Source organism: Streptomyces fildesensis (assembly GCF_016107395.1).
In the GTDB taxonomy this organism is placed as follows: Bacteria; Actinomycetota; Actinomycetes; order Streptomycetales; family Streptomycetaceae; genus Actinacidiphila; species Actinacidiphila fildesensis.
In genome coordinates, this window is sequence record NZ_JAAIKO010000015.1 from 40,447 (window position 1) to 52,437 (window position 11,991).

General features: G+C 72.0%; 10 protein-coding genes and 1 pseudogene. 7 read left to right on the top strand and 4 right to left on the bottom strand.

The window, feature by feature from the left end:
- Positions 1 to 118: 118 nt before the first annotated feature.
- The 4 genes from C6N31_RS21030 (at position 119) to C6N31_RS21045 (ending at position 6,141) form a co-directional block, all read left to right on the top strand.
- Positions 119 to 2,245 (top strand): acyl-CoA dehydrogenase family protein, encoded by a 2,127-nt coding sequence (locus tag C6N31_RS21030; protein ID WP_164296724.1) that lies wholly within the window; start codon positions 119 to 121, stop codon positions 2,243 to 2,245.
- A 22-nt stretch (positions 2,246 to 2,267) separates the two neighbouring features.
- A complete protein-coding gene (locus tag C6N31_RS21035) occupies positions 2,268 to 3,470 on the top strand; it encodes a lipid-transfer protein (protein WP_138357855.1) in 1,203 nt (400 codons plus the stop codon).
- A 196-nt stretch (positions 3,471 to 3,666) separates the two neighbouring features.
- Entirely contained in the window at positions 3,667 to 4,617 is a 951-nt protein-coding gene (locus C6N31_RS21040) for a hydrolase (protein ID WP_138357854.1), read from the top strand.
- 72 nt (positions 4,618 to 4,689) lie between these two features.
- Positions 4,690 to 6,141, top strand: coding sequence for an MFS transporter (locus C6N31_RS21045; RefSeq protein ID WP_381586759.1), 1,452 nt, complete (start codon positions 4,690 to 4,692; stop codon positions 6,139 to 6,141).
- A gap of 15 nt (positions 6,142 to 6,156) precedes the next feature.
- Here C6N31_RS21045 and C6N31_RS21050 read toward each other — a convergent pair whose 3' ends face one another.
- The 3 genes and pseudogenes from C6N31_RS21050 to C6N31_RS21060 all read right to left on the bottom strand — a co-directional run.
- A complete protein-coding gene (locus C6N31_RS21050) occupies positions 6,157 to 6,771 on the bottom strand; it encodes a response regulator transcription factor (RefSeq protein ID WP_138357852.1) in 615 nt (204 codons plus the stop codon).
- Positions 6,768 to 7,976 carry a sensor histidine kinase gene (locus C6N31_RS21055; protein ID WP_138357851.1) on the bottom strand — a complete coding sequence of 403 codons (1,209 nt, stop codon included), beginning with the start codon at positions 7,974 to 7,976 and terminating at the stop codon, positions 6,768 to 6,770. Before C6N31_RS21055 ends, C6N31_RS21050 begins: the two co-directional genes overlap by 4 nt.
- A gap of 62 nt (positions 7,977 to 8,038) precedes the next feature.
- Positions 8,039 to 8,281: pseudogene (locus C6N31_RS21060) on the bottom strand (ATP-binding cassette domain-containing protein); the annotation flags it as partial.
- A 322-nt stretch (positions 8,282 to 8,603) separates the two neighbouring features.
- Between C6N31_RS21060 and chsH3 the strand changes: the two are divergent.
- The 3 genes from chsH3 (at position 8,604) to C6N31_RS21075 (ending at position 11,603) form a co-directional block, all read left to right on the top strand.
- A complete protein-coding gene (chsH3, locus tag C6N31_RS21065; protein ID WP_138357850.1) occupies positions 8,604 to 9,458 on the top strand; it encodes an enoyl-CoA hydratase ChsH3 in 855 nt (284 codons plus the stop codon).
- Positions 9,459 to 9,529: 71 nt separating this feature from the next.
- A complete protein-coding gene (locus tag C6N31_RS21070) occupies positions 9,530 to 10,606 on the top strand; it encodes a Zn-dependent alcohol dehydrogenase (RefSeq protein ID WP_164296733.1) in 1,077 nt (358 codons plus the stop codon).
- A gap of 49 nt (positions 10,607 to 10,655) precedes the next feature.
- Positions 10,656 to 11,603, top strand: coding sequence for a 3-oxoacyl-ACP reductase (locus tag C6N31_RS21075; protein ID WP_138357848.1), 948 nt, complete (start codon positions 10,656 to 10,658; stop codon positions 11,601 to 11,603).
- A 114-nt stretch (positions 11,604 to 11,717) separates the two neighbouring features.
- Here the strand turns inward: C6N31_RS21075 and C6N31_RS45210 are convergent, their stop codons facing one another.
- Positions 11,718 to 11,852, bottom strand: coding sequence for a hypothetical protein (locus C6N31_RS45210; RefSeq protein WP_269287941.1), 135 nt, complete (start codon positions 11,850 to 11,852; stop codon positions 11,718 to 11,720).
- Positions 11,853 to 11,991: the final 139 nt, after the last annotated feature.

Sequence of the window (11,991 nt, forward strand, 5' to 3'; positions counted from 1 at the left end):
GGCGAAAGCCCGCCGCAGGCGCAACGGTGCCGCGGGTGGGCTTCCGGCTGAACCTCGCCGGAGGCGAAGCCGTTTCTGACCTTCCGTCAGAATGGAACACGTTCTAGTATCCGTCCGCATGGGCATCGGAATCACCGAAGAGCACCACGAGTTGGCGGCAGCCACCCGCGGGTGGGCGGGGCGTGCTGTTCCCCCCGAAGCCGTGCGCGCAGCGCTGGAGGTGGGCCCGGGCGCGGGGGCGCCCGTGTGGTGGGGGGAGGTGGCCGCGCAGGGGTTGTCGGGGGTGCATCTGCCGGAGGAGTTCGGCGGGGGCGGCGGCGGGCTGCTGGATCTGGCGGTCGTGCTGGAGGAGCTCGGGGCGGTCTGTCTGCCGGGGCCGTTCCTGCCCACCGTGCTGGCGGCAGCCGTACTGGCGCGGGCCGCGGAGGGCAAGGCGCTGCTGCCCGGGCTGGCGGACGGCAGCAGGATCGCGGCGGTCGCGCTGGGCGCGGGGTCGATGACGGCCGAGCCGTCGGAGGGCGGCGGGTACGTACTGGACGGCACCGCTCCGCCGGTGCTCGGTGGGGCGGAGGCCGGGCTGATCCTGCTGCGGGCCGGTGCGGTGTGGATGGCGGTGGACGCCGCGGCGCTGGACGTGCGGGAGAAACCCGGTGCCGATCCGACGCGGCGCACCGCCGAGGTGGTCGCGCGGCGGGTGGTGGTGCCGCCCGAGCGGGTGCTGGGGATCGAGCCCGGGTCGGTGGAGGATCTCGCCCGGGTGCTGTTCGCCGCCGAGGCGTGCGGGATCGCGGGCTGGGCGCTGCGTACGGCCACCGAGTACGCGAAGGTGCGTGAGCAGTTCGGGCGGCCCATCGGGCAGTTCCAGGCGGTGAAGCACGCGTGTGCGGAGATGCTCGTACGGGTCGAGCAGGCGCGGGCGCTGACCTGGGACGCGGCGCGTGACGTACTGCCGCTGACGGCCGCGATGGCGGCGGCCGCCGCGGTCGAGGCGGCCTTCGGCTGCGCCAAGGACTGCATCCAGATCCTGGGCGGCATCGGCTTCACCTGGGAGCACGACGCGCATCTGTATCTGCGGCGGGCCACCGCCGTGCGGCAGTTGCTCGGGGCGGGGCACACCTACCGGCTGCGGGTGGCGGAGCTGGCGGAGGAGGGGGTCCGGCGGGAGCTGCGGCTCGATCTGCCCGAGGAGGCGGAGACCTACCGGGAGCGGGCGCGGGCGGTGGTGGCGGCAGCCGCGGGGCTCGATCCGGCCGCGGCGCGCGAGGCGCTGGCTCCCACCGGGTACGCGGCGCCGTATCTGCCGGCGCCGTACGGGCTGGGCGCCGGGCCCGTGCAGCAGTTGGCGGTGCAGCTGGAGCTGCGGGCGGCCGGGGTGAAGGTGAGCGATCTGGGGATCGCCACCTGGGTGGTGCCGTCCCTGATCGCGCACGGCAGCCAGGAGCAGCGGGACCGCTATGTGCCGCGCACGCTGCGCGGCGAGGCGCTGTGGTGCCAGCTGTTCTCGGAGCCGGGCGCCGGTTCCGACCTGGCGTCGCTGCGGACCCGGGCGGAGCGGCTGCCGGACGGCCGGTGGAAGGTCAACGGGCAGAAGGTGTGGACGTCGGCCGCCCAGTGGTCGGACTTCGGGATCCTGCTGGCCAGGACGGATCCGGCGGCGCCCAAGCACAAGGGCCTGACGTACTTCGTGGTGGACATGAAGAACACGCCCGGTATCGACATCCGGCCGCTGAAGGAGATCACCGGCGACTCGTTGTTCAACGAGGTGTACTTCGACGATGTCGTGCTGCCCGGCGACGCGGTCGTCGGGGAGGTGGACGGCGGCTGGCGGGTGGCCCGCAACACGCTCGGCAACGAGCGGGTGCACATGGCGGACCAGGTGGCCTTCGACACCGGTCTCGAGGCGCTGATCGGGCGGGCCGGCGCGGCGGGCGAGGTGGTGCGCGACCGGCTCGGCGGGCTGCTCGTCGAGGCGCACGCGCTGGCCTGCATCGGCCTGCGGACCACGTTGCAGCAGGTCTCGGGCCTGGAGCCGGGCGCCGGTGCCTCGGTGCGCAAGCTCGTCCAGACCCCGCACCAGCAGCGCATCGCCGAGCTGGCACTGGAACTGCTCGGCCCGGAGGGCGTCACGGACGAACGCGCCCTGCACGGATTCCTGATGGCGCGCTGCCTGACCATCGCGGGCGGTACCACGCAGGTGCAGCTCAATGTCGTCGCCGAGCGGATCCTCGGCCTCCCCCGTGACTGAACCCGTGACTGAAGGAGAACGCATGACCAGCAAGGTCTTCGTCGTCGGCGTCGGCATGACGAAGTTCGAGAAGCCCGAGACCCGTGACTGGCAGTACTGGGACATGGCGAAGGAGGCGGGGACCGCGGCCCTTGCCGACGCCGGGATTCCGTACGACCTCGTGGAACAGGTGCCGGTCGGGTACTGCTACCAGGCGTCCACGGCGGGCCAGCGGGCGGTGTACGAGCTGGGGCTCAGCGGGGTGCCGGTCTACAACGTCAACAACAACTGCGCCACGGGTTCCACCGCGCTGATGATGGCCCGGCAGTTCGTGGCGGGCGGTCTCAACGACTGCGTGCTGGCGCTCGGCTTCGAGAAGATGACCAAGGGCGCGCTGGGTGCCGGTTCCAGCGGCGGTGACTTCGCGACCTCGCCGGTCGCCCGGCACTACGGGGTGATGGCGGCGAAGCACGGCTTCGAGATGACCCCGCCGACCGCCCAGATCTTCGGCAACGCCGCGCGGGAGCACATGGAGCGCTACGGCACGACGGCGGAGCAACTGGCGGGGGTCGGCGCGAAGAACCACGGGCACTCGGCGAACAACCCCAACGCCCAGTTCCAGGACGTGTACACCGTCGAGGAGATCCTGGCCGCCAGGACCATCCACTCCCCGCTGACCAAGCTGCAGTGCTCGCCGACCTCGGACGGCGCGGCCGCCGCGGTGGTGGTCTCGGAGCGCTTCGTGCGCGAGCACGGGCTGGAGGACCGGGCCGTGGAGATCGCCGGCCAGGCGATGACCACGGACACCGGCGAGAGCTTCTCGTCGGGCTCGTGCATCGATGTGGTGGGCAAGCCGATGTCGCGGGCGGCGGCGCACGCGGTCTACGAGGAGTCCGGGCTGGGGATCGAGGATGTCGACGTCATTGAGCTCCATGACTGCTTCTCCATCAACGAGTTGCTGACGTACGAGGCGCTCGGCATGTGCGGCGAGGGGGAGTCCGGCAAGCTCATCGGCGACGGGGCCACCACGTATGGCGGGCGCTGGGTCGTCAATCCGTCCGGCGGTCTGATCTCGAAGGGCCATCCGCTCGGCGCCACCGGGCTGGCCCAGGCCGCCGAACTGGTCTGGCAGCTGCGGGGCGAGGCGGGACCGCGGCAGGTCGAAGGGGCCCGGGCCGGCCTCGCGCACAACATCGGGCTGGGCGGCGCCGCGGTCGTCACCCTGCTGCGGCGGCCCGCCGGCTGACCGTTCCGGGTGCCGTCGCGGGTGCGGTCGGCGGGTGCGGTCGGATGCGCGGATGGGGCGCGTGGGGCCGTTGTTGGGGGCGATCGTGGCATGTACCGTTCAATGGTGCGTTGCCCGGTCGTTCCCCACACGACGTTCTACGCGCGCAGACTTGGCGACCGCACGACCTCTCCCACCCCCCACGGAGGTACGCCGGATGCTTGTACGCAGCAGTTCCCGACGCCGCATCACCAGCGCTCTCGCCGTTCTCGGCGCCCTCGTCGCGGGCACCGCCGTCCAGACGGCGACCGCGCACGGCGCCCACGCGGCCACCCCCCACCGCGTCCTGTTCGACAACGCCCACGCCGAGACGGCCGGCAACGCCGACTGGATCATCGGCACCAGCCAGCCCGACCCGCTGGGCCAGAACTCCGCGCCCAAGACCGACAAGGACTGGACCGGCGCCCTCTCGTCCTGGGGCGTGGCGCTCCAGAAGACCGGTGGCTACTCCCTCAAGACGCTGCCGTCGGGCGGGAGGATCACCTACGGGACGTCCGCCGCGACGGACCTGGCGAACTTCGACACCTTCGTGCTGCCGGAGCCCAACATCCTGCTCACCGCGGCGGAGAAGACCGCGGTGATGACCTTCGTGAAGAACGGTGGCGGGCTCTTCCTGATCTCGGACCACAACGGTTCCGACCGCAACAACGACGGTGCCGACTCGCCCAAGATCATCAACGATCTGATGTCCAACAACACCGTCGACAGCACCGACCCGTTCGGCTTCTCCGTCGACAAGCTCAGCATCAGCTCCGACCACCCGGCGGCGATCAACGACAGCGCCAACCCGGTGCTCAACGGAACCTTCGGCAAGGTGACCAAGAGCCTGATCGCCAGCGGCACCACCTTCACGCTCAAGCCGTCCGACAACCCCGCCGTCAAGGGCCTGCTCTGGCGCACCGGTTACAGCCCCACCGGCACCACCGGAGCCTTCTTCGCCACCAGTACCTTCGGCAGCGGCCGGGTCGCGGTCTGGGGCGACAGCTCCCCGATCGACGACGGCACCGGCCAGTCCGGCAACACCCTCTACGACGGCTGGAACGACTCCACCGCCACCAACGCGGCCCTGGCCCTGAACGCCACCGCGTGGCTCTCCCGGGCCAGCTGACCGGCTGACCGGCAGCCGCCCCGGGCCTGAGCCGCGCAAACCCGGTGCGCGAACGGCGGCCGGGAGGGGACCATGGCCGACATGAGTGAACTGGCTGAACGGAAATGGCAGTCGAGCCGCCGACAGCGGGCCGCCGCGCCCGCCTGGGCGGTGCTCGCGGCCGTCTGCGCCGGGCAGTTCCTCGTCGTGCTGGACGTCTCGGTGGTGAATGTCGCGCTGCCGTCCATACGGACCGGCCTCGGACTCCACGAGGCCGGTCTGCAATGGGTGATCAACGCCTACGCGCTGACGTTCGCGGGATTCCTGCTGCTCGGCGGCCGGGCCGCCGATCTCTTCGGCAGAAAGCGGGTCTTCCTCGCCGGGCTGCTGCTGTTCGCGGTGGCGAGCCTGGCGGGCGGGATCGCCACCGCACCGTGGCTGCTGATCGCGGCCCGCGCGGTGCAGGGCGTCGGGGCGGCCCTGCTGTCACCGACCACCCTCACGATTCTCACCGCCGCCTTCCCACCCGGTCCGGCCAGGACCCGCGCCATCGGCACCTGGAGCGCGGTCGGCGCGGCCGGCGGCGCCTCGGGCGGGCTGATCGGGGGGCTGCTCACCAACTACCTGTCCTGGCGCTGGGTGTTGCTGGTGAACGTGCCGATCGGCGTCCTCGTGCTGATCGCCGCGGTGCTGTGGCTGCCGGAGAGCCGCGGCGGCACCGTCCGCCGGCTCGACGTGCCCGGCGCGGTGCTCGTGACGGCGGGCATGGCCACCCTCGCGTACGGCATCGCGCAGACCGAATCGCACGGCTGGACCACTCCTGACTCGCTCGTACCGCTGCTCGGCGGACTGGCGGTGCTGGCCGGATTCCTCGCGGTGCAGGCGCGGACCCGGGAACCGCTGATGCCGCTCGGGCTGTTCCGGATCCGCTCGGTCTCGTCCGCCAACTCCGTGCTGCTGGTGACCAGCGCCGGATCGTTCGCGATGTGGTACTTCCTGACCCTCTCCATGCAGAACGTGCTGCACTACAGCCCGTTGCGCGCCGGGCTGTGCTTTCTGCCGCACACCCTGTCGATCATCCTCGGCTCGAAGCTCGCCCCCCGGCTGATGGGCCGGTGGGGTGTCAGAACGGTCGGCGCGCTGGGCGGCGTTCTCATGGCGGGCGGCATGGTGTGGCAGTCCCGGCTGACGCCCGACGGCACGTTCGCCGGAACGATCCTGGCGCCCGGCATCATGATGGCGCTCGGCGGCGGACTGCTGCTGACCCCCGTCGCGACCGCGGCCACCACCGGCGCCGACCCCTCCGACCAGGGCCTGGTCTCCGGTCTGCTCAACACCTCCCGCACCCTCGGCGGGGCGCTCGGCCTGACCGTCCTCGCGACCGTCGCCGCGTCGCACACCGGCTCCCGCACCGCCGCAGGCGACTCCGCGGAACAGGCCCTCGCCTCGGGTTACAGCTCGGCGTTCCTGGTCGCCTCGGGGGTGGTGCTGGTCGGCACCCTCATGATCGTCCTGCTGCCGGCCGGTGCCCGCCGCGCCGGCTGACAACGACCGAGGGGGCTACAGCCAGCCGTTCTGGCGGGCCGAGCGGACGGCCTCCATGCGGTTGCGGGTGCCGGTCTTGCCGATGGCCGAGGAGAGGTAGTTGCGGACGGTGGACTCCGAGAGGTGGAGTTTGCCCGCGATGTCGGAGACGGTCGCTCCGTCGGCGGCCGCGTTGAGCACATCCTGCTCCCGGGCCGTGAGCGGGCTCGGGCCGGCGCTCAGGGCGGCTGCCGCGAGGGCCGGGTCGACGACGCGTTCGCCGGCCAGGACACGGCGGATGGCGCCCGCGAGGTCCTCGACCGGTCCGTCCTTGACCAGGAAGCCGGCGGCGCCCGCCTCCATCGCGCGGCGCAGATATCCCGGACGGCCGAAGGTGGTGAGTATCAGCACCTGGCAGGACGGCAGTTGCTTGCGCAGGTCGGCGGCGGCGTCGAGGCCGCTGCGGCCGGGGAGTTCGATGTCGAGCAGCGCGATGTCCGGCCGGGCGGCGAGCGCCGCCTCGACGATCAGGTCGCCGGCCGCCACCTGGGCGACGACCTCGATGTCGTCCTCCAGGTCCAGGAGGAGCGCCAGCGCGCCCCGCATCATGCCCTGGTCCTCGGCGAGCAGTACCCGGATCGGGTCGGTCATGCGGCGTTTTCCTCCTCGACGGGCAGTTCCGCGGTCACCTGGAAGCCGCGGCGCTGCGCCGGGCCCGAGTCCAGGGAGCCGCCGGCCGCGGCGAGCCGTTCCGACAGGCCCTTGAGGCCGGTGCCGATGCGGTGCGCCGTGGTGGTGGCAGCCGTCGCCGAGCTTACGCCGGAGCCGTTGTCGGTGATCGTCAGGCGGGCTCTTCCGCCGGCGGAGCGCAGCTCGATCTCGCACGAGGAAGCGCCGCTGTGCCGTACGACGTTGGTGACGCCCTCGCGGACCACCCAGCCCAGCAGGGCCTCGGCCTGCGGGGGCAGCGGCGGCCCGGATTCCAGCACGACGACCTCGATGTCGGAGGCGGACAGCGCGGACCGGGCCCGGTCCAGCTCGGTGGCCAGGCTGCCCTCGCGGTAGCCGGTGACGGCCTCGCGGATCTCGGTGAGGGCCTGCCGGCCGACCGCCTCGATGTCGGCGACCTGGGTGAGCGCGGCGTCCATGTCGCGCGGCGCGAGCCGGCGGGCGGCCTCGGACTTGACCACGATGACGGAGAGCGTGTGCCCGAGCAGATCGTGCAGATCGCGGGAGAAGCGCATCCGCTCCTCCGCCACCGCGCTGCGCGCCAGCTCCTGGCGGGTGGCCTTGAGCATGCGGACGGCGTCGAAGAGGGTGAGGATCACCGAGACGACCAGGCCGGACAGGAAGGTGCCGTAGGAGAGGGTGGCGGTGTTCCAGAAGGTCTCGTGGTGCACCATCCCCGCGATGATCCCGGCCGAGGCGCTGAGTCCGATCAGCACGATGCCGAGCCGGCGGCCGCGGGCGCTGACCCCGCACGCCAGCGACAGCAGCGGGAAGAGCAGCAGCCAGTTGCCCCCGTAGCCGAGGGTGAGGGCGAGGGTGCCGGCGGCCTGGGCGATCAGCAGCCGCACCGGTACCGGGCCGCCCCTGAAGCGGTCGCTGAAACCGGCGCGGACGGCGCAGACGTAGAGGACGCAGAACGCGGCGAGACCGGGACCGGCCAGCCAGGGGAACGCCACCTGGCCCGTGGCCACGTCGACGGCGGGTCCGCTGGCCATCAGCAGCCAGGGGATGAGCGACCCGCCGTCCGGGCCCTTCATCCGGTCGATCTCCTCGCCGAAGTCCCGGGGCGCGTTCCCACCGCAGTCACCCCGCCCGCCGAAGGCCCGCCGCCCCCACATGTCGACCATGTCCGTTCCACTCCCCGTCCCGCCTGCACCGCGTCGATCAGCCCACATCATGCGGTACGCGCCCCCCGGCGGTAAGAGAGGACCGCGTATCCGCCGAACAGCCGCACCTCGCCGGCGTCCGGCGCGTCCAGCCCCAGCAGCAGGCCGATCGCGGTGGATTTCCCGGCCCCGTTGCGGCCCAGCAGGGCCACGGCCTCACCGCGCCGGATATCCAGGTCGATCCCGTACACGGCGCGGACGCCGCCGAAGGCCTTGACCGCCCCGGAGAACCGCACCGCGGGCTCGCTCGCCATGGTTGTCGTCATGCCGTAGACGGTACGGAGAGCGCCCCTGACCTCGGCAGAGGGGAATGTACGGGGTCGGCCGGGACTAATGTCACCGGTGGTGTGATCTGATGGTGCGTCAGCTATTCACAGGCCCAGGGCGATGCGTTATACATGAGCCACTGCTAGAACACGTTCTAGCAGTCCGTGATCGACCCCGGCGCGGCCGACGGTGCGGACAGTCGCGCCGGGGTCCTCCAAGACACGCGGGCACCGCCGTCGGCGCCCGCCGGCCCGTATCCGGCGCCCGCCCGCGCCGGTCAGCGCCTGTCCCTGTCCCCACGGCGAAGGAGCCAGCCGGACCATGCCCATCGACGTCGCGAAGGCCACCGCGGCCGAGCCCCGCACCACCGACCTCGCCTGGGACCACAAGGACGTCCTGCTCTACCACCTGGGCGTGGGCGCGGGCCGGCCCGCCACCGATCCCGACGAGCTGCGCTACACGCTGGAGAGCAGACTGCAGGTCCTGCCCAGCTTCGTGACCGTCGCGGGCGGCAGCCTCGCCGCCGCGGGCGGGCTCAGCGCGCCCGGGATCGACGTGAACCTCGCCGCCGTGCTGCACGGCGGCCAGCGCATCGAACTGCACCGCCCGATCCCGGTCACCGGGGAGGCCGTGCAGACCAGCCGGATCGCCGCTGTGTACGACAAGGGCAAGGCGGCCGTCATCGTGCTGCGCTCCGAAGTCGCCGACGACGAGGGGCCGTTGTGGGCGGCCGACACCCAGATCTTCGTCCGCGGCGAGGGCGGCTTCGGCGGCGACCGCGGCCCCACCGTCCGGACCGAGGCGCCCGGCCGGGAGCCGGACCGCACCGCCGAGATCACCACCCGCGAGGACCAGGCGCTGCTCTACCGGCTTTCCGGCGACTGGAACCCGCTGCACGCGGACCCCGAGTTCGCCAAGGTCGCCGGCTTCGACAAGCCGATCCTGCACGGTCTGTGCTCGTACGGGATCGTCCTCAAGGCCGTCGTCGACACGATGCTCGACGGCGATGTGGCGCGGGTCCGCGCCTACTCCACCCGCTTCGCCGGGATCTTCTTCCCCGGCGAGACGCTGCGCGTGCGGATGTGGCGCGAGGACGGCCGCATCCAGGTGTCGGCGACCTCGGCCGACCGGGACGACGCACCGGTCCTCGCGGACACGGTCGTCGAACACGCGTAACTCCGCCGGCGCACCACCGCACCACCCGCAGGACCCCGCACCATTCCGCACCTCGCGAAGGGAGCCGCCCCGTGCGCGCAGCAATCCAGCAGGAGATAGGCCAGGACAAGCTCGAAGTCGTCGACGACATCGAGGCGGTGGGATTCGGACCCGGCAAGGTGCGGATCCGCATCCGGGCGACCGGACTGTGTCACTCCGACCTCTCGGCGATGAGCGGCGTGCTGCCGCAGCCCGCGCCGTTCGTGCCCGGCCACGAAGGCGCCGGCGAGATCATCGAGGTCGGCGAAGGCGTCACCAACGTCAAGGCGGGCGACCGCGTGCTGGTCTGCTGGCTGCCGGCCTGCGGCGCCTGTGCGTCCTGCAAGCGCGGCCAGACCCAGCTGTGCATCGCCGGCTTCCTCAACGCCGGCACCCCCAACTACAAGCGCCCCGGCGGCGATGTCTTCGGCTTCGCCGGCACCGGCACCTTCGCCGAGGAGGTCGTCGTCGACGCGTTGTGCGCCGTCCCGATCCCGGACGACGTGCCGTACGAGATCGCCGCGCTGATCGGCTGCGGCGTCACCACCGGCATCGGCGCCGCCATCAACACCGCCAAGGTGGAGGCCGGTTCCTCGGTCGCCGTCATCGGCTGCGGCGGGGTCGGCATCAGCGTCATCCAGGGCGCGCGGGCGCTCGGCGCCGCCGAGATCGTCGCCATCGACCCGGTCGAGAGCCGGCGCGAGGCGGCCCTGCGGTTCGGCGCCACCGAGGGCATCGCCCCCGACGGGCTCGCCGACGCCAAGAACCGCATCACCGCGGGCGAGGGCTTCGACTACGTCTTCGAGGTCGTCGGCAAGTCCGCCACCGCCCGCACCGCGTACGAGAACACCCGCCGCGGCGGCACCCTGTGCATCGTCGGTGCGGGCGCCATGGACGACAACCTGCAGATCAACATGTTCGAGCTGTTCTTCGACGAGAAGCGCATCCTGCCGTCGCTCTACGGCGGCGGCGACGTGCTGCGCTCCTACGAGCGCGTCATCAAGCTCTGGCGCGCCGGCCGCATCGACCTGGAGGGCCTGATCACCCACCGGGTGCGGCTGGAGGAGATCAACGACGCGATCGACCAGATGCGGACCGGCGAGGCGCTGCGCACCTGCATCACCATCTGATCCGTCCGAACCCACACCTGTCGCTGTAGATGTAGCTGAGAGGACCAGGATGTCTGTGCACGGGCAGCAACTGTCGGGTCTGGCCGCGATCGTCACCGGGGCCGGGCGCGGCCTCGGGCGCGCCGAGGCCCTGGAGTTGGGACGGCTCGGCGCGAGTGTCGTCGTCAACGACTTCGGGCAGCCGGGCCGGGACGGCTCCGGCGCGGCGTCCGCCACCCCGGCGGAGGAGGTCGCGGCCGAGATCGTCGCGGCGGGCGGGCAGGCCGTCGCCCACCACGGCGACGTGGCCGACTTCGAGGAGGCCCGCGGGCTGGTCCAGCTCGCCGTCGACACCTACGGAAAGCTCGACATCCTGGTCAACAACGCGGGCATCCTCCGCGACCGGATGATCTTCTCCATGTCGGAGGCGGAGTGGGACGCGGTGATCCACGTCCATCTCAAGGGCCACTTCAACACGACCCACTTCGCGGCCGTGCACTGGCGGGAACGCTCCAAGGCGGCGGGCGGCCCGGTCTACGGCCGGGTCGTCAACACCTCCTCCGAGGCGTTCCTCGCCGGCTCGGCCGGGCAGCCCAACTACGCCGCCGCCAAGGGCGGCATCGTCGGGCTCACCACCTCCACGGCGCTCGCGCTCGGCAAGTACGGAGTCACCGCCAACGCGATCTGCCCGCGGGCCCGCACCCGGATGACGGAGGACGTCTTCGCGGGCTTCCTGGAGGTGGAGGAGGGTCTCGACCCGCTCGCCCCCGAGCATGTCTCACCGCTCGTCGGCTACCTCGCCTCACCTGCGGCCGCGCGCGCCAACGGCCAGCTCTTCGTGGTGCACGGCGGCATGGTCGCGGTCATCGACCGCCCCCGCGTCGCCGCCAAGTTCGACACCGCCAAGGACGTCTTCAGCCACGACGAACTCGACGGCCTGCTGACCCCGTACTACGCGGACCGCGACCCGAACCACACGTTCGCGGCCACGGAAGTGCTGGGCCTCAAGCACGAGTAGCCCTGAGCACGAGTAGTCCTGAGCACGAGTACTCCTGACCACGAGTAGTCCTGCTGCTTGGGCCGGCCGGCCGACGAGACCCAGGGGTCCCGTCAGCCGGCCGGTCCTTCAGTCCTAGTCCTTGCTTCCCGCGGGGCGCCGGTGGCGGCCGTGCGGGTCGCCGTCGCTGTCGTGCGGCGAAGCGGTACCGCGGTGCCGACCCCCGGCGTTGTCGTGACTCTCGCCGGAGTCGGACGTGGATTCGGACATGGAACGTCTCCCCGATGAATGGCGTGCCGGTTTGCGCTTGAAGCGGCCGAATATCCCCAACCCGGCCTGTGGGTACGCCCGTTGGTCACCCTCGGTGCCCGAGGGGTCCGGATCCGTAGCCCCCGGCGAGTGTAGTCGG

Bases quoted from the DNA above. Each gene is read 5' to 3' on its own strand.
- C6N31_RS21030 (WP_164296724.1), top strand. From the start codon at position 119: ATGGGCATCGGAATCACCGAAGAGCACCACGAGTTGGCGGCAGCCACC.
- C6N31_RS21035 (WP_138357855.1), top strand. From the start codon at position 2,268: ATGACCAGCAAGGTCTTCGTCGTCGGCGTCGGCATGACGAAGTTCGAG.
- C6N31_RS21040 (WP_138357854.1), top strand. From the start codon at position 3,667: ATGCTTGTACGCAGCAGTTCCCGACGCCGCATCACCAGCGCTCTCGCC.
- C6N31_RS21045 (WP_381586759.1), top strand. From the start codon at position 4,690: ATGGCCGACATGAGTGAACTGGCTGAACGGAAATGGCAGTCGAGCCGC.
- C6N31_RS21050 (WP_138357852.1), bottom strand. From the start codon at position 6,771: ATGACCGACCCGATCCGGGTACTGCTCGCCGAGGACCAGGGCATGATG.
- C6N31_RS21055 (WP_138357851.1), bottom strand. From the start codon at position 7,976: ATGGTCGACATGTGGGGGCGGCGGGCCTTCGGCGGGCGGGGTGACTGC.
- chsH3 (WP_138357850.1), top strand. From the start codon at position 8,604: ATGCCCATCGACGTCGCGAAGGCCACCGCGGCCGAGCCCCGCACCACC.
- C6N31_RS21075 (WP_138357848.1), top strand. From the start codon at position 10,656: ATGTCTGTGCACGGGCAGCAACTGTCGGGTCTGGCCGCGATCGTCACC.
- C6N31_RS45210 (WP_269287941.1), bottom strand. From the start codon at position 11,852: ATGTCCGAATCCACGTCCGACTCCGGCGAGAGTCACGACAACGCCGGG.